The sequence below is a fragment of the Synechococcus sp. MU1617 genome (assembly GCF_020514235.1).
GTDB lineage: Bacteria > Cyanobacteriota > Cyanobacteriia > PCC-6307 > Cyanobiaceae > Parasynechococcus.
This window is the reverse complement of record NZ_VTLB01000001.1, coordinates 533,183-557,833: the sequence shown is the minus strand read 5'-3', so window position 1 is coordinate 557,833 and position 24,651 is coordinate 533,183. Positions and strand designations below refer to the sequence as shown.

Here is a 24,651-nt window from a genome sequence, read left to right as displayed (position 1 = left end):
CCCTTGTTTAGTTCTTGTATGGATAGTTGTTGGGAACAAAGAATTGTTCGTTAAAGGGAGGTCGTTTGTAGCTGCCTTGCTTTGGACGCTTCGGCATCTTGATGGGCGGAGGTGTCATGTCTTCATAGGGCACCTTGCTGAGGATGTGGCGCAGGCAATTCAAGCGGGCGCGGCGCTTGTCATTGGCCTCCACGGTGAACCATGGGGCTTCCGGAATATGCGTCTTGGAAAACATGATGTCCTTCGCTTTCGAGTACTCCACCCAGCGATTGCGTGATTCGATGTCCATCGGACTCATCTTCCAGCGACGCTCTTCGTTATCAATGCGTTCCTGAAAGCGTTTCTCCTGTTCGTCATCGTTGATGGAGAACCAGTATTTGAGTAGCAGGATTCCGTCCTGCACCAGCATTTGCTCAAACTGTGGGCACGACACATAAAACTGCTCCACTTGTTCGCGTGTTGCGAAGCCCATCACCCTCTCCACGCCGGCCCGGTTGTACCAGCTCCGGTCGAAGATAACGATTTCTCCGGCACTGGGGAAATGCTCCACATAGCGCTGGAAATACCATTGGCTTTTTTGATGCTCTGAAGGTGTGCCTAGGGCCACCACCCGGCATCCCCTGGGGTTCAAGGGCTCCGTCAGCCGTTTGATCGATCCTCCCTTGCCTGCGGCGTCCCGCCCTTCAAACAGGATGATCATGCGAAAGCCGGTGGCTTTCACCCAGTACTGCATCTTCACCAGTTCCGTCTGGAGTTTGGCCAGCTCTTTTTCGTAGACCTTTTTGTTCAGCGGTTTGTGCTTGTTTGAACAACCCTCCTGCAGCTCCACCATGATTTCCTGCGGCTGGTCGACATCGCCATCGCTGTAGTGATCGATGGCCTCGAGGACGGCTGTCATGTCAGGGTCGCTGGGCTGGCTCATGCTTCAGGTGGATCGCCAGTTCAGTTCTGCCAGCAATGCAATCTGCCGGGATGATCCAGTCCGGTTTTTTACGGAATGTCTGGCATTTTCGTCTCCTTCACCGGCAGGGTGATGATCACGGAAAACCGGCCTGGATCGCCATTGCCCTGCCGAATACTCAGTCGTCCAGCGTGGGTGCGGACCACATGGTTCACGATGGCCAGCCCAAGGCCGCAATGGCCTTGACTCCCTCGCGCTGAATCCAGGCGTTGAAAGGGTTGCAGGGCTCGTTCCCAGGCATTGGCGGGCATTCCCTGCCCCTGGTCCCACACTTCAATGGCAACCTCCGCTCCCCGCCTGCGCAGCCGAACGACAACCGGTGCGGTGCCATGGCTGAAGGCGTTGTCGATCAGGTTGCTCACGGCGCGGCCCAGGGCGACCGGCCGAATCGGCAAGCTGATCGGACTGAGCTCGAGCTGAAGCTGGTCCTTCGGTTGGCCCGCCACGGTTTCAGCAAGCCACTGATCCAGTGGACATTCAACGCTTTCCTCCCGTTCACCGCCTCCGGCGTACAGCAGAAACTGACCTGTAATGCGCTCTAGGGCCTCCAGATCGCTGTGGCAACGCGTCCGTTCCTCGGAATTGAGCTCCGGCATCGACAACCGAAACTGCAGCCGCGTGAGAGGTGCACGTAGATCGTGGGCGATGCCGGCCAGCATCGTGGCGCGCTCTTTTTCCCCTTCAGCCAGGCGGTGCACCATTGCGTTGAAGCGTCGGGAGATCCGCCGTACTTCAGCGGATCCTTGTTCGGGGACAGGTTCGCGGTTGATGTCTTCTCCCACTCGAGAAACAGCGTCCTCAAGCTTTCGAAGAGGACGGGCAACATCGAGGAGCAGATAGAGCACCCCGGTCATCACCGTCGCGCCCACCAGGGCCAGCAGCAGCAGTGTTGGTGGAGGCGGCCAGGCGCGCGCCATGGGCAGGGGTGTGCGCAGCCAGACTGGTTCCAGCGGAGAGAACAGTTCAATCCATGCCTCCGGCGTGCCAGCCCTGCTCGGGGCAGGCCGGAGCTCACGGCAGTGCGTGAGGCGAGAGCAGAGCACCTGCCGCAGCTCTTGGCGCCGCTGGGCCGCAGCTTGGCTTTCTCGATCCGGCGCCGCTGGTTGTGCGCTCACCACGAGTTCCAGGCCCGTGAGTTCGCTGATCAGTGAAGGGGGGTAACGCTCCAGGGTTAGTTCGGTGAGGCGGATGTTCAACGCCAGGTCCCGCCCCAATTGCAGCGTCTGAATCCGTTCCAGTTGCCTGCCGAACAGCACCTGCAGCAGCAGCAGAGCCAGCATCCAACAGGCCATGAGGGCTGTCCCCCATGCGCCGAAGCGAGCAAGTCCGCGTGTCAGTCCCCGTTGGCGAGGCATCTCAGCGGGATCTCGGCGTGCCGTCCGGCACAAAGACGTAGCCATACCCCCAAACCGTCTGCACGTAGCGGGGGCGGGTTGGATCCGGTTCCACCAGCTTGCGCACCCGCGACACCTGAACATCCATGCTGCGGCTGTCGGTGTCGCTGCCGGGACCTCGGGCGAGTTCGATCAGACGTTCCCGCGAGAGGGGGCGATGGGGATGGCTCACAAAGGCGGCCAGAAGGCTGAACTCACCGCTGGTGATCACAACCGGCTCGTTGTTCTGCAGCAAGGTGCGGGCGGAGAGATCCAGTTGGTTGTCGCCAAAGCGGATGCATTCCCCACCTTCCACCGGTGTTCCCGCTGGCATCGCATTGCGCCGCCGGAGCACGGCTTCAATTCGAGCCGTGAGTTCTCTGGGCAAGAACGGTTTGGCCAGGTAGTCATCGGCCCCCTGTTCAAGGCCAATAATCCGATCCACACCGTCCGCGCGGGCGGTGAGCATCAACACGGGGAGATCATCTCCGGCATCCCGCAGCCTTCGCAGAGCCGTCAGCCCATCATCACCAGGCAGCATCAGGTCAAGGACCACCAGATCTGGGCGTTGGCATTCCAGACGTGCCTCGAATTGCTTCACATCGCAGAGGCTGCGCACGTCATAGCCCTGGTCGATCAGGTAGGTGCCGACCATCTTTCTCAGTTCCGGGTCGTCGTCCACCACCCAGATCATGGTGTCCTTGGCCATGGCCATCAGCGGATGGGCTGATGGTATGCAGTGGCCTGGCGTCTGTCCCTCCCCGGTAGGACCCAGTCACAGCTCAGCAGCCGACTGTCATGCATCAGTCATCGTCAGAGCTGCTCATGCTCCATAGGCTGGTGATATGACTGCGCCAAAAGCCATCCGTGTGCTCGGCCCGTTGGCATTGGCTCTGAGTCCTATGGCGTTGCAGGCCGCCCCGGGCGACAAGACCATGCGCGTCTACAGCACCAGGATGGAAACCCTGTTCATCCGCTTGGACGTCAATAGAGACGGTCGATTGGATGCCTCGGAAGTGCAGGGTCGACGTGCCTTGAGCCGTGTGCTCAAACGCCAGAACAATCGCTCATATCTCCTCTTGAAGGACCTACGTCTTCAGGATTCATCGCCCACTGGCCCTCGCCTGAAGCGCCATTTCCGCCAGGCCGACCGCGACCGGAATCTTCGCTTGGATTCAGAGGAAGCCCAGCGCATCCCCTGGATCAGTCGCAACTTCAATGTTTTGGATGGTGATCGGGATGGAACCGTGACGCTGGAGGAGTTGTGGAATCATCAGCGCTCTCTGGCTCCGCCTCAGCGCCGGCCTTGAGCGGGGGGCGAGATCACCAGGCGGATCATGCGAATCAACCTCCAGAGCGCACCAAGTAAGAGAATGCCGGCCAGGAGCACGATGCCAGCGATCAGCACGATGGCTGCGAGCCCAAGCATGGCTTCCAGCAGTTGCTGAACACCGCCAATCAGATCATCGATGGCCTTGCTCAGCAGCAGCATGATGTCGACCTGCTGGGGCAACTGATGAAGAAGCACAGCGATCCCGGCTGCCGCAGCCAGCATCAGAACGACGACCGTGAACTGACGCAAGACGGCGCCGTAGGGAAAGCGACGACGGGGGCGGAAGACCCGTCGTTGATCGAGTTTGCTGCTACGGCGTGCCTTCCTCATGGCATGGTGCTGATCAGTGAGCCGTTAATGCGGCGATTCTGAAGCGTGTTTCCTGCACGTCAACGTTCGGACTGCGTTTCAGGCTTGTCCACGGGGGCGGGCGCCGGCGATGACTCCTTGGGCTCCTGAGGCAGAGGAACAAGCCATGCTGTGGCGATGGTGCACGCCAGAGCGACCCCAGCCAGAAGGGGTGGTCCAAGGCGTTTCTGTAGAGGAACGCGATCGACGATCTCCTGACGCTTCAAGGGGCGGTCCTCGGGGAATGTCCAGGTCAGCTTGACCCGGCTGTCCAGCCGCAAGCGATCGAGGCATCGCACCAGATCGGCCAGTTCGGCGTCATCGAGCTTGAGCTGCAGCGGCTCAACGCCCTCTCTGCTGCTGCGAAGTTCCAGCCGATGGTTGGCCTGATCCGGCGCGATGCTCACAAAACCGCTCTCCTGGCCAAAACGGCGCTGCACACCGGACAAACGATGTCTGGCGTAGGGCATCACGGCTCCCATCAGAGCCTCGAGATGATCCCGTGTGCCTTCCAGTTCCGGTGCTCCGACCAACTGCAGCCGCCAAGACGACAGGATGCCGATCGCCTCATTGGAATGGTCGGCGGAGAGGTCGGGAAAGCCTTCCACCACCAGCCGTGCTGCGGTCTGTTCGTATTGGTACGTCGTTTTCAACATGGTCGGCCTAGGGCGTGGGGTCGAGCAGGGTGGCGCGGAGTCGATCGATTCCTCCTGGGCCTGCGCAGAACGCCAGGGTGCTGATCAGTTCGCGGTGCAGAGGGGCCGCCGGCTCCATCGTGAGAAGGCGAACAACCGCTTCCCGGCGTTGATTCATCCGCTCTTCGATGAGGTCGCGCAGGCGCTCGTGGAACAACTGCCAACGCTGTTGGGTGAGCTGTTCCGGCTCGCGGCTCGAGAGGAGTTGGTGGAGCATTGGATAGAGCCGATCTGCCATGGCACACACCAGGCAAATCAGGGATTCAGCGTCCACTGGGTCGAGCTGGTCCCGCCGGGTGGTGCGCCGAAGGGGGTTATGACAGCGCCGCTTCCAGAGTTCAACCCGGTTAGGGAATTGCGCTTGAAGGCCCATCTGCTGGCTGGTCCAGACCATCGCCTCCCCACCATTGAGATCAAGAGCCTCAATGGTCAGAAGCAATAGGTCGAGGCGCTCGACGCCCCGCCGGCTGAGACGCGCGCCGTCGGTGGGTGCGCTTGGGGCTGGAGCTTCAGTCATGGCTGCGATGATGCCAGGGGCACCGCCATTGCGTCACCTGGATTTGGATCTTCAGTCGCACATTCGTTCAATTCCAGACTTTCCCAAGCCTGGAATTCTGTTTCGAGACATCAACCCGCTCCTGCGGTCGCCCGAAGCAATGGCCGAGGTGATCCGCCAGCTGGGCCGGTTCTGCGACCAGGTGAAGCCTGACCTGATCGTGGGGATCGAATCCCGGGGGTTCATCTTTGGGGCTCCTTTGGCCAGCGACCGACGGCTTGGCTTCGTGCCTGTGCGGAAGCCTGGAAAGCTGCCCGGTGAGGTGGTCGGTCTCGACTACGCCCTGGAGTACGGCACCGATCGGCTCGAGATTCAAGCCGATGCCTTTGAGAATTCACCCCGTGTCCTGGTGGTGGACGATTTGCTGGCCACCGGTGGAACGGCTGCAGCGACAGGACAACTGGTGGAGCAGGCCGGTGGTTGCTTGGTGGGCTTTGCCTTTGTGATCGAGCTGGAGGGGCTGGGAGGCCGTCAGGCGTTACCTGCGGACCAACCCGTGGAAGCGTTGTTGCGCTACGGCTGACTGTTCTGCCAGTCGAAGACGTCTTCCAACTGCTGCAAACTCAACAACCCGAAGCTCCAAAGCACAATCGGGAGGGGGGCTTGTTCCAATTCCGCCTGGCGTTGCCCTAGCTCCAAGGCGCTGGGACTCAACCCCAAACGGCGCTGCAGAAAGTGCAGCAGCGCTTCGGTTGCTGGGGGTTGCCGCTGGCTGGACATCACCATGGTCGCGACCCGCGCTTGGCTCAGTTTGGCAAGGCCCGCCAGAGCTGCATGGGGCCGTCACTCATGGCCCGCAAGCTGAGTTGGCGCAGCACAGAGAACTGTTTCAGCAGCAGCAGGGCCAAGTGCCGCAGGGGAAGCAACAGCGGTTGGCGGTTGGAGAACACCCGCACCAGAAGATCCGTTGCCACACCCACCTGGAGAACATCAAGCCAACGGCTCATCCCGTAGTGCCGAGCGATCGTTGCAGCGCTGCCGCCCCGCTCCACGGCGCGCAGCAATCCATCCACATCCCGCCAGCAGAGATTGAGCCCTTGGCCTCCCACGGGATGGCAGCGGTGACCTGCTTCGCCGATCAGCACGCCTCGTCCGCGATGAAAGCGGCGAGCCAGCAGCCATTGTTGAGAGAAAGCACGGGGTTGGTCGAGCAGGTGATCCGGTTCAATCCCCTGCGGGAGAACAGCGGCCAGCTGATCGAGAAATGCACTGCTCTGCAGCGTGCTGCGCTGCTGGCAACGCTGCCAGGGTGCACTCCACACCACCTGGAAGATTCCCTGACCCAAAGGCAGAACGGCGAGGGGGCCTTCCGGACGAAACAACTCGCAGGCCCTGTCGTGGGGGAGTCCCCGTAGGACAACTTTTGCGGTGAGACATCCCTGGCGATAGCGGATGCCCCAGTGACGGATGCCCCAGGCATCTCGCGTGGGGGAGCGCGGTCCATCAGCCGCCACGATCAGGGCATCAGCGCTTGGATCAGGGCATGGTTCGGCCAGGTGCATGGCAACGTTGTCATTCGCCTCAAGCCGTGCCAGCAACAGCTTCATCAATGGCCGGTGATCGAGGATCCAGCCAATACCGTCATGGTTCCGATTGGCTGTTGCCAGATCGTTCTGGCCGAAGAGAACGCGGACGTTGGTGGCCCCATCTCGCAAATCGAGTTCACGGAAAGGCACCAAGGCATCGCGTAGATCGTGCCAAAGCCCCAGATTCGTCAACAACCGACGACTGGAGTGGGTGATGGCGTAGGCCCGGCTTCTGGATTGCAGTTCCGATGACGTCAGCGGGTCAAACAGGACCACACGCTGACCTCGGAGTCCGAGGGCAAGAGCTGTAAGGGCGCCGGTAGGACCAGCGCCCAAAACATGAATCTCTGGAAGGGAAGGGGCCATTCAGGGAGTCTGGCCAGCCATCCCAATCCAGCGCGAGGCAATCAGCCCAAGCCGAGCAGCCCGTGAACGAAGGATTCGCCGCCCAGGGCCAACTCGGTGGCGAGCAGAGCAATGAAGCCGAGCATGGCCATGCGGCCGTTCAGTTTTTCGGCGCGGTCGTGGAAACCCCAACCCTGCGTCGCTTCAACCACTTCCATACGGGGTTCCGTGGCAAAGGCGTTGAGGCGACCGCCGTCTTCCATGGTGACCTGTGCACCGCGCACGACAGGAGTGGAAGGTGAAGACTGAGACATGGAAGCCGCCGATTGAATTGCTAAGAAGTGTAAACCAGGTTTAAGAAATGTTCGGCAGTGGCTGTTCAGCGCCGGCTGTTCAGGCGGAGTTGGCAGAGCTCCTCAAAGGCTGGGCGGAGCAGGAATGGGTACTCGCCAACCCACATCCGCATGCCCGGCAGCCAAGCATCGCTGAGGGCGCCGATCTTTGAGAAATCCTTGCGCTCACTCAGCACCAAGCAGCGGATCAGGCTGCCGCGGCGGATCGACTGGTGTTTTTTCTCCATCGGAAATGCCACTCGGCCGAGATAACCCTCCTCGTCTTCGAGTTCGAGCAGCATCCATGTGCGTCGGTTCTCCACGAGTTCCAGCCGGCCGCGGCTGTCGGCCTGCTCGTGGCGGTTTTCCACCCGCTCTCGCGTGATCACGTCCGCCACCTCGCCCTCGAACAGGGCTGCCGAGGGATATCGCCGAAGGGTGGCGTTGCGCTGGCCGGCCTGAACGATTGGGCCCCAAAGCACATACAGGAAGAACACGACGCTGATCACCAGCCAGACGGGGCCCCAGCGGCTGCCGAGCTGCGCTTGGTTGTAGATCAGGAATGTGATGACTCCACCGATGGCGGCGATCATCAGGCGCTGCAGCACCTCCTGGGGGTTGCCGAGGGAGAAGCGGAACTGGTTGCCCGTGGCAACGGCAGGGATCAGCCGTTGAAGTTCACCGGGGCGAAGGGGAATGAGCATGGTGTCGCCTTCAGATCAGGCGCTCAAGGCCATACACAAGGCTGCCGAGGCTGCCCACCTTGCGCACCGTGAGCAGCACGCCTGGCATGTAGGCGGAACGATCGATCGTGTCGTGACGCAGGGTGTAGGTCTCCCCTGGGGCACCGAATATCACTTCCTGATGAGCCACCAGGCCCGGCAGCCGCACGGAGTGCAGCCGCAGGCCACTGTCCCGCTGTCCACCGCGGCAACCCGCCAGGGATTCGTGTTCGTCCACTTCCTCGGGATTGAAGCTTTTCCCCAGCTCCTCCATCAGCTCAGCGGTTTTGATGCAGGTGCCGCTGGGGGCGTCGGCCTTGCGGTTGTGGTGCAACTCCGTCAGTTCCGCGTGGTCGTAGAACCGTGCCGCTGCGGCTGCCGCTTGCTGCAACAGCACCATGCCCACTGAAAAATTGGGGATCACGGCCCCACCCACTGAAGCTTTGGCCGAAAACTCGGTGAGGTCGTTGAGTTGTTCAGGGGAGAGCCCTGTGGTCCCGATCACGGGATGAACGCCGTAGGCGATCGCCGCTCGGGTGTGCTCGTACACAACGGAAGGGTGGGTGAAGTCCACCAGCACGGCGCCGCTGCCGCTGTCTCGCACCGATTGGCTCACAGCGCAGAGACAACCTTCAAAATCAGCCGTCACTGCCACCTCAAGCTCCCCTAGGCCCAGCTCCAGCCCCACGTCTGCCCCCTCTTTGCCGGGTGTGTTGTCGATGGCGCCAACAAGGCTGCAGTCCTGGGCTCCCACCACAGCCCTAATTACCTCGGCACCCATTCGCCCCAGGGCACCGGCGACAACGACGGGAATCGGAGCGGTCATGAAAGCGCAGCAGACGCTTCAAAGCCTATGGGTCGGCTCGTGTAACGGCCGATCAGAAATCCTCGCGTCCTTAGGGCCAGTCACCGTAAGGTTCTTTACATTGCTCAAAGCGCGCAGATGTTCACACAGGTCCGCTCCGCCGATCGCCGAGTTGCTCCTGTGGAGGGTCAGAACCACAAGTCCGTGATGAAGGCGGTTTATGTGGTGCTCGAGCCTCAGTATCAAAACGCCCTCACCCAGGCTGCGACGGCACTGAATGCGTCAGGTGGCGATCTCGGGATCGAGCTGAGCGGCTATCTGATCGAAGAACTCCGCGACGACGACAACTACGCCGGTTTCTGTGCCGATGTGGCAGAGGCTGATGTTTTTATCGCCTCTTTGATCTTCATTGAAGATCTGGCTCAGAAGGTTGTGGACGCCGTTGCCCCACACCGCGATCGACTCAAGGCGGCTGTGGTCTTCCCGTCCATGCCTGAAGTGATGCGGCTGAACAAGCTGGGCAGCTTCTCGATGGCCCAGCTCGGTCAGAGCAAGAGCGCTATCGCAGGCTTCATGAAGAAGCGGAAGGAGGCCGGAGGTGCTGGTTTCCAGGACGCGATGCTCAAGCTGCTGAACACGCTGCCCACCGTCCTCAAGTACCTGCCGGTCGAGAAGGCGCAGGATGCCCGCAGCTTCATGCTCAGCTTCCAGTACTGGCTCGGCGGTACTCCCGACAACCTGCGCAACTTCCTGTTGATGCTGGCGGACAAGTACGTCTTCCCAGCCGCAGAAGGTGAGCAGCGTCCAGCGATGGACGTGGCGGAGCCCGAAGTGTTCCCCGACCTCGGCATCTGGCACCCCCTGGCTCCCTCGATGTTCGAGGACCTCAAGGAATATTTGAACTGGAACTCCAGTCGAACAGACCTGTCTGAGGAAGCCCGAAAAGGACCTGTGATCGGACTGGTTCTCCAGCGCAGCCACATCGTCACCGGTGACGATGCGCATTACGTGGCCACCATCCAGGAACTGGAGTTCCGTGGTGCCCGCGTGATTCCGATCTTCTGCGGTGGCCTCGACTTCTCTAGGCCGGTCAACGCTTTCTTCTACGACCCGCTGAATCCCGAGCAGCCCCTGGTGGATGGCATCGTCTCCCTCACCGGTTTTGCGCTGGTCGGAGGTCCGGCCCGCCAGGACCACCCGAAGGCGATTGAGTCTCTGAAAAAGCTCAACCGCCCCTACATGGTTGCGCTTCCCCTCGTCTTCCAAACTACCCAGGAGTGGGAACAGAGCGACCTCGGCCTGCACCCGGTGCAGGTGGCCTTGCAGATCGCCATTCCGGAACTTGATGGTGCCATCGAGCCCATCGTTCTCTCCGGTCGTGACGACGCCACCGGCAAAGCTCACACCCTCCAAGACCGGGTTGATGCCATTGCTGAGCGTGCAATTCGCTGGTCATCACTGCGGATCAAGCCCCGAAACGAAAAGAAGCTGGCGATCACCGTGTTCAGCTTCCCTCCCGACAAGGGGAATGTCGGAACGGCGGCTTACCTCGACGTCTTCGGCTCGATCCATCGGGTGATGCAGGAGATGAAGGCAAAGGGCTACGACGTTCAGGACATGCCTTCCACTCCTCGAGAGCTGTTGGAGGCCGTCATCAATGACGCCGATGCCATGCAGGGCTCCCCGGAGCTGTCGATCGCCCATCGGATGAGCGTTGAGGAGTACGAGCGCCTAACTCCTTACTCCGAGCGGCTTGAAGAGAACTGGGGCAAGCCCCCCGGCAACCTCAACAGCGATGGCCAGAATCTTTTGGTTTTCGGTCGCCACTTCGGCAACCTCTTCGTTGGTGTTCAGCCCACCTTTGGCTACGAAGGTGACCCGATGCGCCTGCTCTACTCCCGTAGTGCAAGCCCTCACCATGGCTTCGCCGCCTACTACACCTACCTGCAGAAGATCTGGAAGGCTGATGCGGTGCTGCATTTCGGCACCCACGGCTCCCTCGAATTCATGCCCGGAAAGCAGATGGGCATGAGCGAAACCTGCTATCCCGATTCACTGATCGGTGCGCTGCCCAATCTTTATTACTACGCCGCCAACAACCCCTCCGAGGCCACCATTGCCAAGCGCAGGGGTTATGCCTCCACCATCAGTTACCTCACCCCTCCGGCCGAAAACGCCGGTCTCTACAAGGGCCTGAAGGAACTGGGTGAGCTGGTTGGTTCCTACCAGCAGCTCCGTGAGGGCGGCCGCGGCATTCAGATCGTCAACACGATTGTTGAGACGGCACGTCAGTGCAACCTCGATAAGGACGTCGATCTTCCTGAGGAAGATGCTTCGACCCTCGAATTGGAGGGACGCGATGCGCTGGTGGGTGCCGTTTATCGCCAGTTGATGGAGATTGAAAGCCGTCTCCTTCCTTGTGGCCTGCACACCATTGGCAAGCCTCCCACCGCGGAGGAAGCCGTTGCCACGTTGGTGAGCATCGCTGCTCTTGAGCGTGAGGAGGATGGCCTGCGCTCACTCCCCGGTCTGCTGGCTGAGGCGATGGGTCGCTCCATTGAAGACATCTACAAAGGCAACGACGAGGGCGTGCTCGCTGATGTCGAGCTCAACCGCACGATCACGGAGACATCCCGCGCTGCGATCGGTGCCATGGTTCGCACCCTCACCGGTCGTGATGGTCGTGTCAGCCTGCGCAACAGCTTCGGTTGGTTCTACGACCTGCTGGCGAAGTTTGGCTTCAAGCTTCCCTCACCCTGGTTGCGGGCCTGTTGCACGGCCGGTTTCGTTCAGATCGATTCCGCCGAGCTCGACAAGCTCTTTGCCTATCTGCGCTTCTGCCTCGAGCAGGTGTGTGCCGACATGGAGATGGAGAGTCTTCTGAAGGCTCTGGATGGCGAATACATCCTTCCGGGCCCTGGTGGTGACCCGATTCGGAATCCTGGTGTGCTTCCCAGCGGCAAGAACATCCACGCGCTGGATCCGCAGGCGATTCCCACCCGCGCCGCGGTGGCTGCAGCCAAGAGTGTTGTCGACAAGTTGATTGAGCGTCAGCGCGAGGAACAGGGCACTTGGCCCGAGACCATCGCCTGCGTGCTCTGGGGAACGGACAACATCAAGACCTACGGCGAATCTCTGGCTCAGATTCTTTGGTTCGTTGGCGTCAAGCCGATGCCTGATTCCGTGGGTCGGGTCAACAAGCTTGAGCTGATCCCCCTTGAAGAACTCGGTCGCCCCCGCGTTGATGTGGTGGTGAACTGCTCCGGTGTGTTCCGCGATCTGTTCATCAACCAGATGGCCCTGATTGATCAGGCCGTGAAAATGGCTGCAGAGGCCGACGAGCCCCTAGAGCAGAACTTCGTTCGCAAGCACGCCCTCGAGCAGGCCGAGAAAGAAGGCATGAGTCTGCGTGATGCGGCCTGCAGGGTGTTCTCCAATGCCAGCGGTAGCTACAGCTCCAATGTGAACCTTGCGGTGGAGAACAGCACCTGGGAGGAGGAAGGTGAGCTGCAGGAGATGTACCTCTCTCGCAAGACCTTCGCCTTCAATGCCGATAACCCTGGTGAGATGAACCAGAAGCGTGAGGTGTTCGAGAACGTGATGAAGACGGCGGATGTCACCTTCCAGAATCTTGATTCGGCTGAGATTTCCCTCACTGATGTGAGCCACTACTTCGACTCCGATCCCACCAAGCTGATCGCGGGCCTCCGTGATGACGGCAAAGCTCCCACCAGCTACATCGCCGACACCACCACGGCCAACGCGCAGGTGCGTTCGCTGAGTGAAACCATCCGCTTGGATTCACGCACCAAGTTGCTGAATCCCAAGTGGTACGAAGGCATGCTCGACTCCGGCTATGAGGGTGTGCGAGAGGTGGCCAAGCGTCTCAACTTCACTTTGGGTTGGAGTGCAACCAGTGGTGCCGTCGACAACTTCGTTTACGAGGAAGCCAACGAGACCTTCATCAACGATCCGGAGATGCGCAAGCGTCTGCTGGAACTGAACCCCAACAGCTTCCGTCAGATCGTGGGTACGCTTCTTGAGGTTCACGGTCGCGGCTACTGGGAGACCTCAGACGAGAATATCGAGCAGTTGCAGGAGCTGTATCAGGAAGTGGAAGATCGGATTGAGGGTGTTGTCACCGACTGATTTTCGACCAAGTCATGAATAAAAAAGCCAGAGTTTGTTGAGAACTCTGGCTTTTTTATTGGAGATGAATTGGCTGCAATTCAGAACTGCGAAATGTTGAAATCTGCCTTTCTTGCGGATTGGCAGATTTTTGCTGTTTTGAAATCAACCCCAGCCCACTGTTGATACATGGTTAGACTGCGTGTTGTCCCTAATTTAAAGGGTTCTAGCCCGCCAGGATGATCATTAAAGCAGCGGATTGCTGCCGGAGCGTTGTCGAGGCTGCCAAGTAGTCTGTGAACACGTTTGAGTGAGCGAAGGTTGTATTGGTGCCAGTCGCTGTGATCGCCCCAATGGGTGGCTGAATGCTCTGCTGTCGTAGCTTCCGATTTGTAGAGGTGAAAGAGCAGTAGACGGTTTGGGGCGTAGATGTTGAAACCCGAAGTCCAAAGTCGTGCCGACATTGCAATCTCTTCTCCGTAGAAATACAGCTCTGGGTCGTAGGGAACTTCGCTCACGATTGAGCCGGCTCCGAACAGGAAGCCTCCAGCGATAAAGGCTCCGGGGATAGGACGTTCTGGCTGTTCTTCTGGAAGTTGGAATCGGCTGATGCCTCGCAGCTTGAGGATGCCGTAGTCATCGAAACCGGCGGCTCCCATCACCGGCAATGTTGATGTTTGCAATCGGCAGGGTGGGTGAAAGCCGTTGGGGTAAACGCTGAGAACGGCACGCTCATCGCTGCATTCCCTCCAGGTCGTCAGCAGTAGGTCATCCCAGTGCTCCACGGCCCGCATGTGGCTGTCGATCTGGAGCAGGAAATTTTCCCCTCCGTAAAAGCTTTGGGCCTGCCGACGGGCCCAGCAGGCTCCATGACTTTCAGTTGCATCGAACCTGACGATCTTCAGGTGTGGATGATTCGGAAACGCGCTTTCTCCCCAGTGGGCTGGGTCGTTATCAGCCAGCTGCAGGCAGATGCTGAAGCGCAGGCGTTCGGGTTGCGCTGCTCTTTCGATCAGGTGGTGCAGCGTGGCCGGGAGATCCGGGTCTCGGTAAGCCGCGATCTGTATGAAGATCGTGGATCTCACCAGAGGGCAGCAGCCATGCGCAGCGTCTGGCTGATGGGACTTACATCGTGCACCCGAAGCACGGCAGCGCGCGCCTGAGCGCAGCGGCAGGCCACGGCAGCGGTCCCCCAGAGCCGCGCCTTCGGTCTGGGCTCGTCGAGCACGGCACCAATGAAGCGTTTGCGCGAAGGGCCGATCAGCACCGGTTGTGGGCCCTCGGTGAGTTGTTCCAGATTCCTCAGCAACTGGAGGTTTTGCTCGTGGGTCTTGGCGAAGCCGAGACCCGGATCCCAGATGATTTGGCTTTCATCAACGCCGGCTTGAATCGCGGCTTCGCTGCGCTCCAGCAACGCCTCTTTCACATCCGTCACGACATCGGTGTAAGTCGTGAGTTGATCCATTGTTTGGCTGTCACCGCGGCTGTGCATCAGCACCACCGGACAGCCCGCATCGGCAACGACGCGCAGCAGATCTGGATCCCGCCTGCCACCGCTCACATCATTGATCCAATTGGCACCTGCCTCCAGGGCTTTCGCGGCAACTGGTGCGAGAAACGTGTCGACGGAGATCAGGGCCTCTGGGCAGTGCTGCCGTATTGCTTGGAGCGCAGGTAACAGTCGGCGTAATTCCTCCTCAGCGCCAACCTCCTCAGCTCCAGGGCGGGTGCTCTGGGCTCCCAGATCCAGAACGTCAGCGCCATTGCTCAGTTGCCGCTGGGCTTCGGCGAGGGCCCTTTCACTGGCCAGGAATCGTCCTCCGTCGCTGAAGGAATCGGGAGTGATGTTGATCACCCCCATCACAGTTGTGCGTTGGCGCCAGCCCTGGGGCCAGTCGCCTGAATCAAGCCGCTTGGTAGTTGGCAATCCGTCCAAAGCTTTCAGGCTCCAAGGAAGCGCCCCCCACCAGAACCCCGTCGATATCGCTCATTCCCATCAACTCATCAATGTTGCTGGGTTTGACGGAGCCGCCGTACTGAATCACCAGATCGGGGGAGCCCACCCAGCTTCGAATCAGACCACAGATGCGGTTGGCTTCTTCGGCAGCGCAGGTTTTGCCTGTGCCGATTGCCCAGATCGGTTCGTAGGCCACCACCAATTTCTCGGCATCGAGACCCTCGAGTCCCTGCTCGATCTGGCGGCGGATTACCCGTTCGGCTTCGCCCCGTTCGCGTTGCTCATCGCTTTCGCCAACGCAAACGATCGGAATCAGACCGTTGGACTGGGATGACCTGGCCCGGTGGTTGATCTGCTCGTCGCTTTCACTGAAGTATTTCCGGGGTTCGCTGTGGCCCACGATCGTGTGGGTCACACCATGCTCCTTGAGCATCGCTGGGGAGATCTCTCCAGTGAAGGCACCTTGGCCTTCCCAGTGCACGTTCTGGCTTGACAGGCAGAGGCGGGAGTTCTTGCTGAGTTCCGCCATGGTCGACAGCGCCGTGAAGGGTGGTGCCAGCACCAGGTCGCGGTCGTCAGGGGTGTCAGCAATCAGTGGCAGGAAGGCTTCCATGAATTCCCGCGACTGGGCGCAGGTCATGTGCATCTTCCAGTTGCCAGCGATCACCCGTCTGCGCACGCCTTGCTTCCCCATGGAATGTGGCAGCCAACTTACGGCCCGGTCGCGTTTTCGCTCTCGACAACGGACTCCTCCCCAGCAAGCACAACCCGATCTCCCGGGGAAAGCTGACGACCGCGCCGGGTTTCAACGCTTCCATTGACCTCCACTTCACCCATCTGAATGCGTTGCTTCGCTTCACCGCCGGTGGAGACCCAACCCTTCCATTTCAGGAACTGATCCAGCTTCATTGGAGAGAGTTCTGAGCTCAACATTGATACTGTGCCGCGATGCTGACCCCATCCCAGGCCGGATTCCGCCGGCTGCTGCCGCTGCTTCGCCCCCACATGCGGGAACTGCTCTGGGGGGGCTGCTGCATGGTGGTTTACGTCGGCAGCTTCCCGCTGCTCGTGCAGCTGGCCGGGGACTTGTTTCCAGCGCTGGGGTCGGGTGATCTTGCTCGCGTGTTTCAGCTGATCGGGCTGGCGTTGCTGATCTTTGCTGTTCAGAAAATCGCCCAGTTCGGTCAGGACTCTCTTCTTGCCGGACCTGCATTGCTGGTGAGCCAGGATTTACGGCGCGATCTGTTCCGCCGCTTGCAGACCGTGGAGCTGGGAGCGCTGGAGAAGCTCTCGGCCGGTGATCTCACCTACCGCTTCACCGAAGACGCAGATCGCGTCAGCGAGGTGCTTTACAAGACCATTCACGACACGGTTCCCAGCGTGCTTCAGCTCTTTGCTGTGCTGGGGATGATGCTTTGGCTCGACTGGAAACTGACGCTGGCCATCCTGTTGCTGGCACCGGTGATCGTCTGGTTGATCAGCCTGTTTGGTGCGCGCGTGATGGTGGCCACGGAACGCAGTCAGAAAAAGGTGAGTGAACTGGCCGGTCTGCTTGGTGAGGCCATCGAAGGTTTGCCCCTGGTGCGTGCTTTTGCCGCTGAGCCCTGGTTGCAGGACCGCTTCGAGACAGAAATCGACCAGCACCGGCAGGCTCGCCACCGCACCTACAGCCTCGTGGCGCTTCAGCATCCGGTGGTTGGCATCATCGAGGTGGTGGGTCTGTTTGCCGTGCTGGCCCTCGGAGCCTGGCGGATTCAGACCGGTGATCTGAGCATTGCCGGGCTGAGCAGTTACCTGACGGGGCTGATCGTGCTGATCGATCCCATTGCTCACGTCACCAACAACTTCAACGAATTTCAGCAGGGTCAGGCGTCGCTGCGACGTCTTCGTGAGATCGAGAGAGAGCCTCAAGAGGCCGCCGATCCAGTCGAGGCGCAATCCATCGGTGCTCTCCGAGGTGATTTGGTCTTTGATCAGGTGAGCTTTGGCTATGACCCAGCCCAGCTGGTGCTGCATCAGTTGAATCTGCGGGTGGATGCCGGTCAGGTTCTGGCCATCGTTGGCCCCTCCGGTGCGGGCAAAAGCACCTTGCTGTCGCTCCTGCTGCGATTCAACACCGTTCAACAGGGCGAGATCCGCCTTGATGGCACCGACATCAGCCTGATGCGCGCCCGTGAGCTGCGTCAGCAGGTGGCCCTGGTTCCGCAGCGCACAACCGTGTTCTCCGGAACCGTTGCCGAAGCGATTCGGTTCGGGCGTCGTGCGACGGACGACGAGGTGCGCGATGCGGCTCGGTTGGCCAATGCGGATGATTTCATCCGTGCCTTGCCCCGGGGGTATGACACCCAGCTTGAGGAACGGGGGACCAACGTTTCCGGAGGACAACTGCAGCGGATCGCCATTGCCCGGGCGGTGCTCGGCAATCCAGCGCTGTTGCTACTGGATGAAGCCACCAGTGCCCTCGATGCAGAAGCCGAGGCTGCGGTGCAACTCGGCCTTAAGCAGGCGATGAAGGGACGAACGGTGTTGGTGATCGCTCACCGTCTGGCCACGGTGCAGGAAGCCGATCGAATCGTGGTTCTTGAGAAAGGTGCTGTTGTCGATCGAGGAACCCACGATGAATTGATGCAGCGTGGTGGGCGTTATCGCGAATTGTGCGAACGGCAGTTCATTCGAGATCGGCAAAAGTCCTGAATCCCTCTACGATCTGGCCGCCGGCACACCGCCATCCCGGCGATGAACGATGACTGACTCTGCAGCCAACAACCCTGTCTTGACCTTTGAGGGCAAGCGCTACGACCTCAATACGCTTCCCGATGAGCTCAAGGAGCTTGTGCGTGGCATGCAGGTTGCCGACGCTCAGCTGCGGATGCACGAAGACACCCTCAAGGTTCTGGCGGTGGGTCGTCAGAGCTTGGCCATGCAGCTCAATGAAAAGCTCAAGTCCGTAACTCCGTTGCCCGATCAGGGTTGATCGCCCGCCAATAAAAAAAGGGGGGCGTTGAGCCCCCCTTTTTTTATTGCTCGTCGTTGTGCTCAGTCGCTGAAGCTGTAGGCCTTGGTGAGTTTGAACACCGTTCCAGAGAGCAAGATCAAGGCCACGAGGTTGGGGAGAGCCATCAGGCCGTTCAGCGTGTCGGCGATCGACCAGATCACTCCACGGTCGCCGGCGACAGCACCAATCACGACAACAGCCACCCAAGTCAGACGAAAGGGCAGCACGGCGGACTCACCGAACAGATAGGTGGTGCAGCGCTCGCCATAGAAGCTCCAGCCGAGAATGGTGGTGAAGGCGAAGACCACCAACCCCAAAGTGACCACCACGCCGCTGCCGGCGATGCCGGTGTTGAAGGCAGCGATTGAGAGGTCTGCGCCGCTCAGCTTTTCGCCAGCTGCATCGAGGATCAGATTGGCTTTGGTGGTGATGATCACCAGGGCGGTCATTGTGCAGATGATCAGGGTGTCGATGAAGGTGCCCAGCATCGCCACCGTTCCTTGGCGAACGGGATCATCTGTTTTGGCAGCCGCGTGAGCGATCGGAGCGCTCCCCAGGCCTGCTTCATTGGAGAAGATGCCCCGTTTGAACCCCATCAGCACAACCTGACCGAGGGCACCACCGGCCGCAGCTTTGCCAGAGAACGCGTTGGAGACAATCGTGGCGAAGGCCTCAGGCACGCTCCCCAGATTGGCCAACAACACCAGAAGGCATGCAGCGACGTAGAGGATCGACATCAACGGAACAATGGCGGAGGCCGCCTGGGCGATGCGCTTGATGCCCCCGATGACGACAGCAAAAACCAGAGCCGCCAAAACCATGCCGGTCGCCAGCTTCGGGATGCCGATCAGGCTCAAGGCTGACGACACCTCAAAGGCCTGAACCCCATTGCCGATACCGAAGCCCGCCAACATGCCGAAGAGGGCAAACAGGCCAGCCATCCAGCTCCAGCCGCTGCCGAGACCGTTGCGGATGTAATACATCGGCCCACCCACGTGGTTGCCGTCTCCATCGGTTTCGCGGAACTGAACCGCGAGCACTGCTTCGGCGTACTTGGTCGCGATGCCGAAGATCGCGATGATCCACATCCAAAAGACGGCGCCAGGTCCACCAACGGCGATGGCCCCGGCAACACCGGCGATGTTTCCTGTACCGATCGTGGCCGACAACGACGTCATCAGCGCTTGAAAGGGGGTGATCTCTCCTTCGGTTTGAGATGCGGCAGGACGCAGCATCATTGAGATGCCATAGCCCAGCCGTTGCAGTGGCATGAACCGCAGGCCCACCATCAGAAGAATGCCTGTCGCGGCAATCAATAGGACGGTGGGCCATCCCCAGACGATGCTGTTGATCGGGCCATTGATGGCCTGAATGGTCGACTCGACTCCGCCCATGCCTTTCAACAGGTTTGGGCGGATGGTCTCATAGCCGGCTTGTACCGGCAATCAACTCAGAGCGATTCGAGATCTTCAAAGCGGAAGGTCTGGCTGCCTGCGGGGGTATCGCCATGGGCTTCGGTGGTCACGACCCGCTCGGCCAGCACCCAGGGGCCATCCCCAGGAAGAGGAGCGAAGCTGTCTTTGAAGCTGCTGCGCCCGCCCCGGGCTTCTCCCGTTGCCGGGTCGGAATACTGACTGGTGTAAGTGTGACTGAGGTAGCCCGCACCCGTGTCGGTGACATCGGTGGTGTAGATCGTCACGACAGTGCCGTGGATGTGACGGTGAACCATGGTCACCACGTCATCCTTGATGCGGTATTTGTCCCCTGCTCCTTTGCCGCCGACCAGGACTTCGGTTCCCACGTCGTTGGTATCACCGGCGGTGAAGGTGTTCTCACCGTGGGTCTGCTCGAAGCTGCGACGCACGCGATGGATTGCGACTTCCCAGAGCTGGGAATTCACCGCCTTGAGGATCTCTTCGTTTTCAATGCCTTCCACCTTGGCTTTGAGATCTGCGCCGATCTCAAACTTGCCTTCGACCCGTTGATCCCCCTGCTGCCAGATGCAGCGTCCGCGGTAGCCGGGGAATCCAGGTGCCCAGGTGTAGCGGTTTTCGTAGGCGCGACGGAAGTCATCACGCAGGTCACTACCAGACTTAACGGGAACGGAGGCTGTCACAGCGGTGAGGAGGCTTCTGCAACCCTACCGGTGGCCTAACGCTGCATGGCGTGGACGTCCTGCAGGGCATGGATGCTGAGCCTCGGCTGTTGCTGGAGTGCTGAGATCGCCTCCACTGCCGCCCGTGCTCCCGCGAGAGTCGTCACCGTTGGCACGGCGTAATCGAGCGCTGCCCGACGCAGGTACTTGTCGTCATGGGCAGCTTGCCGGCCAATCGGTGTGTTGATCACCAGCTGCACCTGATTGGAGCGAATCTGATCCTCGATGTTGGGGCGCCCTTCATGCACCTTGAGTACAGATTGCACCTTCAACCCCGCGTTGGCGAGAGCCTGAGCCGTGCCTGAGGTGGCCGTGACATCGAACCCGAGTTCGATCAGCCGAGCGGCGATGGGCACCAGCGCTTGCTTGTCCCGGTCGTGGGTGGAGAGGAACACCGTCCCCTGGGTGGGCAGAGCTTCTCCAGCGCCGAGTTCAGCCTTGGCGTAGGCCATGCCGAAACTGTCGGCGGATCCCATCACCTCTCCTGTGGAGCGCATTTCTGGCCCCAGCACCGTGTCCGCCCCTGGGAAGCGCCGGAACGGCAGCACCGCCTCCTTGATCGACTGAAGCGGCGGCTTCGGTTCGCTGGTCATACCGATGTCGGTGAGGGTTTCGCCCGCCATCAGTCGGGTTGCCAGGCGAGCCAGTGGTTGTCCTGTGGCCTTGGCGACGAAGGGGACAGTCCTGGAGGCGCGGGGGTTGGCTTCGATGATGTAGACGACCTCTGATCCATCGGTGTTGCGCTGCACGGCGAACTGAAGGTTGATCAGACCCCGCACCTCGAGGGTTTGCGCCAAGGAGCGACTCCACTCGCGAATCGTGTTCAGTGCCGCTTCGCCGAGGGAGACCGCGGGCAAGCAGCAGGCTGAGTCTCCGGAATGGATTCCCGCCGGTTCGATGTGCTCCATCAGACCACCGATAATCACAGCACCGGTGTGGTCGCAGAGGGCGTCCACGTCCACTTCAACGGCATTTTCGAGGTACTGGTCAATCAGCACCGGATGGTCTGGCTCCACCTGCACGGCTTCGCGCATGTAGCGGTTGAGTTCCTCTTCGTCGAACACCACCTCCATGGCTCGTCCGCCCAAGACATAGGAGGGACGCACGACGACTGGATAGCCCACCCTTGTCGCCACGGCCCGTGCCTCCTCCTCACTGCGTGCCAAGCCATTGCGGGGTTGGCGAATGTTCAGCTTCCGGAGGATGGCTTCGAACTGTTCGCGGTCCTCGGCCCGGTCGATCGATTCAGGAGAGGTGCCCCAGATGCTGGTGCCCGTTGCGCGCCCCTCATCACTGTCAAGCCAGCGCAGCAGGGGAATCGCGAGTTTCAGAGGTGTTTGTCCACCGAACTGCACCACTACGCCATCGGGACGCTCCGCTTCGATCACATTGAGCACGTCCTCCAAAGTGAGCGGTTCAAAGTAGAGGCTGTCGCTGGTGTCGTAATCGGTGGACACCGTTTCCGGATTGCTGTTCACCATCACCGTGGTGATCCCTTGCTCCTGCCCTGCAAAGGAGGCATGGCAGCAGCAGTAGTCGAATTCGATGCCCTGCCCGATTCTGTTGGGTCCACCACCGAGGATCATCATCTTGCGGCCGCCCTCGCGGCGACTCACCTCAGATGAAGCGGGAAGGGGCTTGAGCGATCCGTCGGCCTGCAGGGTCTGCAAGGGACGCTCGTAGGTCGAGTAGTGATAAGGAGTGGAGGAAGCGAACTCCGCAGCGCAGGTGTCGACGGTTTTGAAGACGGCGCGAACATCGAGCTGATGACGCCGCTGACGCACCGACAATTCGTCGCTGTTGGTCTGCCAGGCGATCTGTCGGTCTGAAAAACCCAGTTGCTTGGCTTCAAACAGGCTGTCGGCATTCAGCTGCTCCAGGCTTTTGCCCTTGATCAGCCTTGCCTCCGCCTCAATGATGCGTCGCAGTTTGGCCAGGAACCAGGGGTCAATCGTGCTGATCCGATGAATCTCCTCATCGCTGCGTCCGCGCACCATCGCCGTTCGCACGCTGAGGATGCGCTCTGGAGAGGGGGTCCTCAACTGGCGATCCAGCTCACCATCAGTGAGCTCCGGTTCCTCCCGGTCGCCTCCCCATCCCGAGAATCCCGTTTCCAGGGATCGCATGGCTTTCTGGAAGGACTCTTCGAAACAACGGCCGATGGCCATCGCTTCGCCCACCGATTTCATTGAGGTGGTGAGGACGGCCGGACTACCTCGGAATTTTTCGAAGGCGAAGCGCGGGATTTTGGTGACGACGTAATCAATGGTCGGCTCGAAGCAGGCAGGCGTCTTCCCGGTGATGTCGTTGAGGATTTCGTCGAGGGTGTAGCCGACGGCGAGGCGAGCGGCGATCTTGGCGATCGGGAAGCCGGTGGCCTTGCTTGCCAAGGCCGACGATCGGCTCACCCTGGGATTCATCTCGATCACCACAACGTCGCCGTTGTCGGGATTAATCGCGAATTGGATGTTGCTGCCGCCCGTTGCGACACCGATTTCTCGAATGATGGCGATCGACTGGTCGCGCAACCGCTGGTATTCCCGGTCCGTGAGGGTCTGGGCCGGAGCCACCGTGATCGAATCCCCCGTATGCACCCCCATGGGGTCGAGGTTTTCGATGCTGCAGACGATCACGACGTTGTCCGCCAGATCACGCATTACTTCAAGCTCGAATTCCTTCCAGCCCAGGAGCGATTGCTCGATCAGGATCTGAGAAACCGGACTCGCCTCAAGCCCGCTCTTGCAGATTGCTGCGTATTCCTCGGGGTTGTAGGCAATGCCCCCGCCACTTCCCCCCAGGGTGAAGGCAGGTCTGATGATCCGCGGGAAACTTCCGATCGCGGCCCCGACGGCTTCGGCTTCTTCTTGGGATGAGGCAATGCCCGAAGGGCAGACCTTCACCCCGATGCGCTCCATGGCCTGCTTGAACAGCAGACGGTCTTCCGCCTTCTGAATCGCCTGGAGGTCAGCACCAATTAACTCGACGCCAAAGCGTTCCAGGGTCCCGTTTTCCGCCAGGGTGACCGCCAGGTTCAGGGCGGTCTGCCCGCCCATGGTCGGCAGCAGAGCATCCGGCCGCTCCTTTTCGATCACCCGGGTCACGACGTCGGGCGTGAGCGGCTCGATGTAGGTGCGATCCGCCATCTCCGGGTCGGTCATGATCGACGCCGGGTTGGAGTTGATCAGGATGACTTCATATCCCTCGGCTCTGAGGGCCTTGCATGCCTGGGTTCCGGAGTAATCGAACTCACAGGCCTGGCCGATCACGATCGGACCAGATCCCACCAGGAGAATGCGACGCAGATCAGACCGCCTCGGCATGGGAAATCGTCCTTGGCCAAACATTTCAAGCCTCTCACGCGGACTCGCCCCGACTGGGGGACTTGGCCTCGCTACGGTGATGAGAGATCAGCACCAGAGTTGCAATGAGTGAGCTCCAGCGCCTGAAGGGGCTGCTGCCACCGGAAATGCAGAGCTGGGTGTTTGTGGAATCAGCTGCTGCAGTCGATCCTCCATTGATCACCCTTGAGGAGATCGGCCGGGATGAAGTGGAGATCCAGGTGGATCTCGAAGAATGGGACGCTCTCGCGTTGGATCACCGCAATTTGCTGTTCTGGCATGAAGTCGGTCGGATCCAGAACGACACCATTCCCCGGGATGGGTGGGAGATGGCCGCTCTGGCCATCGGCCTCGGCGGTGCCATCGGTGAGTTGTGGGTTCAAGACGGTCTTCTGCTGATGATGGCCCTCGGCCTGTCTGGCTTTGCGGGTTATCGGCTCTATTTGAAGAACAACTCTGAGAAACGCCTGCAGGACGCCATCAGTGCCGACGAGCGTGCAATCGATCTGGCCTGCCGCTTCGGATACAGCGTGCCGAACGCCTATCGGAGCTTGGGGGGTGCGTTGAAGGAATTGGTGGAAAAGACCCGCAAGAAGCGCCGCCGCAGTTACTACGAAGACCGTCTTGAGGCGCTGCGCAAGAGTGCCAGCAAGGCCAGAGCTGAAATGGCCCAACAGGAGGGCTCACGCAGCTCCGTTACCAGCGAGAACGTCTATGGATAGCGAAAAGCTTGCCGAATTGGTGGCCGATGCCTGTGATGACCGCAAGGCCACCGATATCCGCCTGATCCGTGTTGATGAGGTTTCTAGCCTGGCGGATTGGATGGTGATTGCCGGCGGTCAGTCCGACGTTCAGGTACGTGCGATTGCTCGGTCGGTTGAAGACCGCCTGGAGACTGAGGCTGATCTACTTCCTTTGCGCAAGGAAGGGCTTAATGAGGGGCGCTGGGCTCTTCTGGACTACGGCGATGTGATCGTTCATGTGCTGATGCCCGATGAGCGCGGCTACTACGACCTTGAGGCGTTTTGGAGTCACGGTGAAACCCGAACCTTCTTACCGTCGGTGAAGTAACCGCTTGCCCC

Annotated in this window: 25 protein-coding genes; 7 read left to right on the top strand and 18 right to left on the bottom strand. The window is 60.3% G+C overall.

Features of this window, described 5'->3' with window-relative positions; genetic code table 11:
- Window positions 1-7: 7 nt before the first annotated feature.
- The 3 genes from ppk2 to FZZ90_RS03110 all read right to left on the bottom strand — a co-directional run bounded on the left by ppk2 (window position 8) and on the right by FZZ90_RS03110 (window position 3,043).
- Window positions 8-832: a polyphosphate kinase 2 gene (gene ppk2 / locus FZZ90_RS03120; RefSeq protein ID WP_303535790.1), complete on the bottom strand. Its 825-nt coding sequence runs from the start codon at window positions 830-832 to the stop codon at window positions 8-10.
- 158 nt (window positions 833-990) lie between these two features.
- Window positions 991-2,316 (bottom strand): ATP-binding protein, encoded by a 1,326-nt coding sequence (locus FZZ90_RS03115; RefSeq protein ID WP_370631022.1) that lies wholly within the window; start codon window positions 2,314-2,316, stop codon window positions 991-993.
- Between the two features lies 1 nt (window position 2,317).
- Entirely contained in the window at window positions 2,318-3,043 is a 726-nt protein-coding gene (locus FZZ90_RS03110) for a response regulator (protein WP_226424287.1), read from the bottom strand.
- Window positions 3,044-3,179: 136 nt separating this feature from the next.
- Here FZZ90_RS03110 and FZZ90_RS03105 point away from each other — a divergent pair, with 136 nt between their 5' ends.
- Window positions 3,180-3,644, top strand: a complete 465-nt coding sequence (locus tag FZZ90_RS03105; RefSeq protein ID WP_226424286.1) for an EF-hand domain-containing protein — start codon at window positions 3,180-3,182, stop codon at window positions 3,642-3,644.
- Here FZZ90_RS03105 and FZZ90_RS03100 read toward each other — a convergent pair.
- From FZZ90_RS03100 to FZZ90_RS03090, 3 genes are read right to left on the bottom strand one after another with little or no spacing between them, the layout of a single operon-like run.
- A complete protein-coding gene (locus FZZ90_RS03100; protein WP_226424285.1) occupies window positions 3,629-3,997 on the bottom strand; it encodes a hypothetical protein in 369 nt (122 codons plus the stop codon). The genes FZZ90_RS03105 and FZZ90_RS03100 overlap by 16 nt on opposite strands.
- A 59-nt stretch (window positions 3,998-4,056) precedes the next feature.
- A complete protein-coding gene (locus FZZ90_RS03095) occupies window positions 4,057-4,671 on the bottom strand; it encodes a DUF4335 domain-containing protein (protein WP_226424284.1) in 615 nt (204 codons plus the stop codon).
- 7 nt (window positions 4,672-4,678) lie between these two features.
- Window positions 4,679-5,227 (bottom strand): DUF3038 domain-containing protein, encoded by a 549-nt coding sequence (locus tag FZZ90_RS03090; RefSeq protein ID WP_226424283.1) that lies wholly within the window; start codon window positions 5,225-5,227, stop codon window positions 4,679-4,681.
- Between FZZ90_RS03090 and FZZ90_RS03085 the strand changes: the two genes are divergently transcribed.
- Window positions 5,226-5,789: an adenine phosphoribosyltransferase gene (locus FZZ90_RS03085; RefSeq protein ID WP_226424282.1), complete on the top strand. Its 564-nt coding sequence runs from the start codon at window positions 5,226-5,228 to the stop codon at window positions 5,787-5,789. The genes FZZ90_RS03090 and FZZ90_RS03085 overlap by 2 nt on opposite strands.
- On the opposite strand, the gene FZZ90_RS03080 is transcribed toward FZZ90_RS03085, so the two are convergent.
- From FZZ90_RS03080 to dapB, 5 genes are all read right to left on the bottom strand, one after another.
- Window positions 5,780-5,992: a DUF2949 domain-containing protein gene (locus FZZ90_RS03080; protein ID WP_226424281.1), complete on the bottom strand. Its 213-nt coding sequence runs from the start codon at window positions 5,990-5,992 to the stop codon at window positions 5,780-5,782. The two genes, FZZ90_RS03085 and FZZ90_RS03080, sit on opposite strands and share 10 nt — an antisense overlap.
- Before the next feature lie 20 nt (window positions 5,993-6,012).
- Window positions 6,013-7,158 (bottom strand): FAD-dependent monooxygenase, encoded by a 1,146-nt coding sequence (locus FZZ90_RS03075; RefSeq protein WP_226424280.1) that lies wholly within the window; start codon window positions 7,156-7,158, stop codon window positions 6,013-6,015.
- Between the two features lie 41 nt (window positions 7,159-7,199).
- Window positions 7,200-7,451: a high light inducible protein gene (locus FZZ90_RS03070; protein WP_186493572.1), complete on the bottom strand. Its 252-nt coding sequence runs from the start codon at window positions 7,449-7,451 to the stop codon at window positions 7,200-7,202.
- Between the two features lie 65 nt (window positions 7,452-7,516).
- Window positions 7,517-8,173: a hypothetical protein gene (locus FZZ90_RS03065; RefSeq protein ID WP_226424279.1), complete on the bottom strand. Its 657-nt coding sequence runs from the start codon at window positions 8,171-8,173 to the stop codon at window positions 7,517-7,519.
- Between the two features lie 10 nt (window positions 8,174-8,183).
- Window positions 8,184-9,017, bottom strand: a complete 834-nt coding sequence (dapB, locus tag FZZ90_RS03060; protein ID WP_226424278.1) for a 4-hydroxy-tetrahydrodipicolinate reductase — start codon at window positions 9,015-9,017, stop codon at window positions 8,184-8,186.
- A 117-nt stretch (window positions 9,018-9,134) separates the two neighbouring features.
- On the opposite strand from dapB, the gene FZZ90_RS03055 reads away from it, so the two are divergent.
- Window positions 9,135-13,145: a magnesium chelatase subunit H gene (locus FZZ90_RS03055; protein WP_226424277.1), complete on the top strand. Its 4,011-nt coding sequence runs from the start codon at window positions 9,135-9,137 to the stop codon at window positions 13,143-13,145.
- Window positions 13,146-13,225: 80 nt separating this feature from the next.
- On the opposite strand, the gene FZZ90_RS03050 is transcribed toward FZZ90_RS03055, so the two are convergent.
- From FZZ90_RS03050 to FZZ90_RS03035, 4 genes are read right to left on the bottom strand one after another with little or no spacing between them, the layout of a single operon-like run.
- The gene (locus tag FZZ90_RS03050; protein WP_226424276.1) at window positions 13,226-14,209 is read right to left on the bottom strand and encodes a GlcNAc-transferase family protein; all 984 of its coding nucleotides are present in this window, start codon (window positions 14,207-14,209) and stop codon (window positions 13,226-13,228) included.
- Entirely contained in the window at window positions 14,206-15,051 is an 846-nt protein-coding gene (gene folP / locus FZZ90_RS03045) for a dihydropteroate synthase (RefSeq protein WP_226424275.1), read from the bottom strand. The genes FZZ90_RS03050 and folP overlap by 4 nt, the downstream gene beginning before the upstream one ends.
- Window positions 15,029-15,760 (bottom strand): triose-phosphate isomerase, encoded by a 732-nt coding sequence (gene tpiA, locus FZZ90_RS03040; protein ID WP_226424451.1) that lies wholly within the window; start codon window positions 15,758-15,760, stop codon window positions 15,029-15,031. Before tpiA ends, folP begins: the two co-directional genes overlap by 23 nt.
- 32 nt (window positions 15,761-15,792) lie before the next feature.
- Entirely contained in the window at window positions 15,793-15,990 is a 198-nt protein-coding gene (locus FZZ90_RS03035; RefSeq protein ID WP_226424450.1) for an RNA-binding S4 domain-containing protein, read from the bottom strand.
- A 39-nt stretch (window positions 15,991-16,029) separates the two neighbouring features.
- Here FZZ90_RS03035 and FZZ90_RS03030 point away from each other — a divergent pair, with 39 nt between their 5' ends.
- Window positions 16,030-17,775 carry an ABC transporter ATP-binding protein gene (locus tag FZZ90_RS03030; RefSeq protein ID WP_226424274.1) on the top strand — a complete coding sequence of 582 codons (1,746 nt, stop codon included), beginning with the start codon at window positions 16,030-16,032 and terminating at the stop codon, window positions 17,773-17,775.
- A 49-nt stretch (window positions 17,776-17,824) separates the two neighbouring features.
- On the top strand, window positions 17,825-18,055 hold the full coding sequence (locus FZZ90_RS03025; RefSeq protein ID WP_186510210.1) for a DUF6447 family protein: 231 nt from the start codon (window positions 17,825-17,827) through the stop codon (window positions 18,053-18,055).
- Window positions 18,056-18,117: 62 nt separating this feature from the next.
- On the opposite strand, the gene FZZ90_RS03020 is transcribed toward FZZ90_RS03025, so the two are convergent.
- From FZZ90_RS03020 to carB, 3 genes are read right to left on the bottom strand one after another with little or no spacing between them, the layout of a single operon-like run.
- Window positions 18,118-19,470, bottom strand: a complete 1,353-nt coding sequence (locus FZZ90_RS03020; RefSeq protein WP_226424273.1) for a sodium:alanine symporter family protein — start codon at window positions 19,468-19,470, stop codon at window positions 18,118-18,120.
- A 56-nt stretch (window positions 19,471-19,526) separates the two neighbouring features.
- Complete coding sequence (locus FZZ90_RS03015) at window positions 19,527-20,192, bottom strand: DUF3386 domain-containing protein (RefSeq protein ID WP_226424272.1); 666 nt, start codon at window positions 20,190-20,192, stop codon at window positions 19,527-19,529.
- Window positions 20,193-20,227: 35 nt separating this feature from the next.
- On the bottom strand, window positions 20,228-23,551 hold the full coding sequence (gene carB / locus FZZ90_RS03010; protein WP_226424271.1) for a carbamoyl-phosphate synthase large subunit: 3,324 nt from the start codon (window positions 23,549-23,551) through the stop codon (window positions 20,228-20,230).
- Between the two features lie 104 nt (window positions 23,552-23,655).
- Here carB and FZZ90_RS03005 point away from each other — a divergent pair, with 104 nt between their 5' ends.
- Complete coding sequence (locus tag FZZ90_RS03005; protein ID WP_226424270.1) at window positions 23,656-24,291, top strand: DUF3318 domain-containing protein; 636 nt, start codon at window positions 23,656-23,658, stop codon at window positions 24,289-24,291.
- A complete protein-coding gene (gene rsfS, locus FZZ90_RS03000) occupies window positions 24,284-24,640 on the top strand; it encodes a ribosome silencing factor (protein WP_226424269.1) in 357 nt (118 codons plus the stop codon). Before FZZ90_RS03005 ends, rsfS begins: the two co-directional genes overlap by 8 nt.
- Window positions 24,641-24,651: the final 11 nt, after the last annotated feature.

Coding starts and splice junctions, on each gene's coding strand:
- dapB (WP_226424278.1), bottom strand. CDS start 9,017: ATGACCGCTCCGATTCCCGTCGTTGTCGCCGGTGCCCTGGGGCGAATG.
- FZZ90_RS03020 (WP_226424273.1), bottom strand. CDS start 19,470: ATGGGCGGAGTCGAGTCGACCATTCAGGCCATCAATGGCCCGATCAAC.
- FZZ90_RS03065 (WP_226424279.1), bottom strand. CDS start 8,173: ATGCTCATTCCCCTTCGCCCCGGTGAACTTCAACGGCTGATCCCTGCC.
- FZZ90_RS03035 (WP_226424450.1), bottom strand. CDS start 15,990: ATGAAGCTGGATCAGTTCCTGAAATGGAAGGGTTGGGTCTCCACCGGC.
- FZZ90_RS03100 (WP_226424285.1), bottom strand. CDS start 3,997: ATGAGGAAGGCACGCCGTAGCAGCAAACTCGATCAACGACGGGTCTTC.
- ppk2 (WP_303535790.1), bottom strand. CDS start 832: ATGGTGGAGCTGCAGGAGGGTTGTTCAAACAAGCACAAACCGCTGAAC.
- rsfS (WP_226424269.1), top strand. CDS start 24,284: ATGGATAGCGAAAAGCTTGCCGAATTGGTGGCCGATGCCTGTGATGAC.
- FZZ90_RS03080 (WP_226424281.1), bottom strand. CDS start 5,992: ATGGTGATGTCCAGCCAGCGGCAACCCCCAGCAACCGAAGCGCTGCTG.
- carB (WP_226424271.1), bottom strand. CDS start 23,551: ATGCCGAGGCGGTCTGATCTGCGTCGCATTCTCCTGGTGGGATCTGGT.
- FZZ90_RS03070 (WP_186493572.1), bottom strand. CDS start 7,451: ATGTCTCAGTCTTCACCTTCCACTCCTGTCGTGCGCGGTGCACAGGTC.
- FZZ90_RS03075 (WP_226424280.1), bottom strand. CDS start 7,158: ATGGCCCCTTCCCTTCCAGAGATTCATGTTTTGGGCGCTGGTCCTACC.
- FZZ90_RS03025 (WP_186510210.1), top strand. CDS start 17,825: ATGACTGACTCTGCAGCCAACAACCCTGTCTTGACCTTTGAGGGCAAG.
- FZZ90_RS03110 (WP_226424287.1), bottom strand. CDS start 3,043: ATGGCCAAGGACACCATGATCTGGGTGGTGGACGACGACCCGGAACTG.
- FZZ90_RS03090 (WP_226424283.1), bottom strand. CDS start 5,227: ATGACTGAAGCTCCAGCCCCAAGCGCACCCACCGACGGCGCGCGTCTC.
- FZZ90_RS03055 (WP_226424277.1), top strand. CDS start 9,135: ATGTTCACACAGGTCCGCTCCGCCGATCGCCGAGTTGCTCCTGTGGAG.
- FZZ90_RS03115 (WP_370631022.1), bottom strand. CDS start 2,316: ATGCCTCGCCAACGGGGACTGACACGCGGACTTGCTCGCTTCGGCGCA.
- FZZ90_RS03005 (WP_226424270.1), top strand. CDS start 23,656: ATGAGTGAGCTCCAGCGCCTGAAGGGGCTGCTGCCACCGGAAATGCAG.
- FZZ90_RS03105 (WP_226424286.1), top strand. CDS start 3,180: ATGACTGCGCCAAAAGCCATCCGTGTGCTCGGCCCGTTGGCATTGGCT.
- FZZ90_RS03095 (WP_226424284.1), bottom strand. CDS start 4,671: ATGTTGAAAACGACGTACCAATACGAACAGACCGCAGCACGGCTGGTG.
- FZZ90_RS03085 (WP_226424282.1), top strand. CDS start 5,226: ATGGCTGCGATGATGCCAGGGGCACCGCCATTGCGTCACCTGGATTTG.
- FZZ90_RS03030 (WP_226424274.1), top strand. CDS start 16,030: ATGCTGACCCCATCCCAGGCCGGATTCCGCCGGCTGCTGCCGCTGCTT.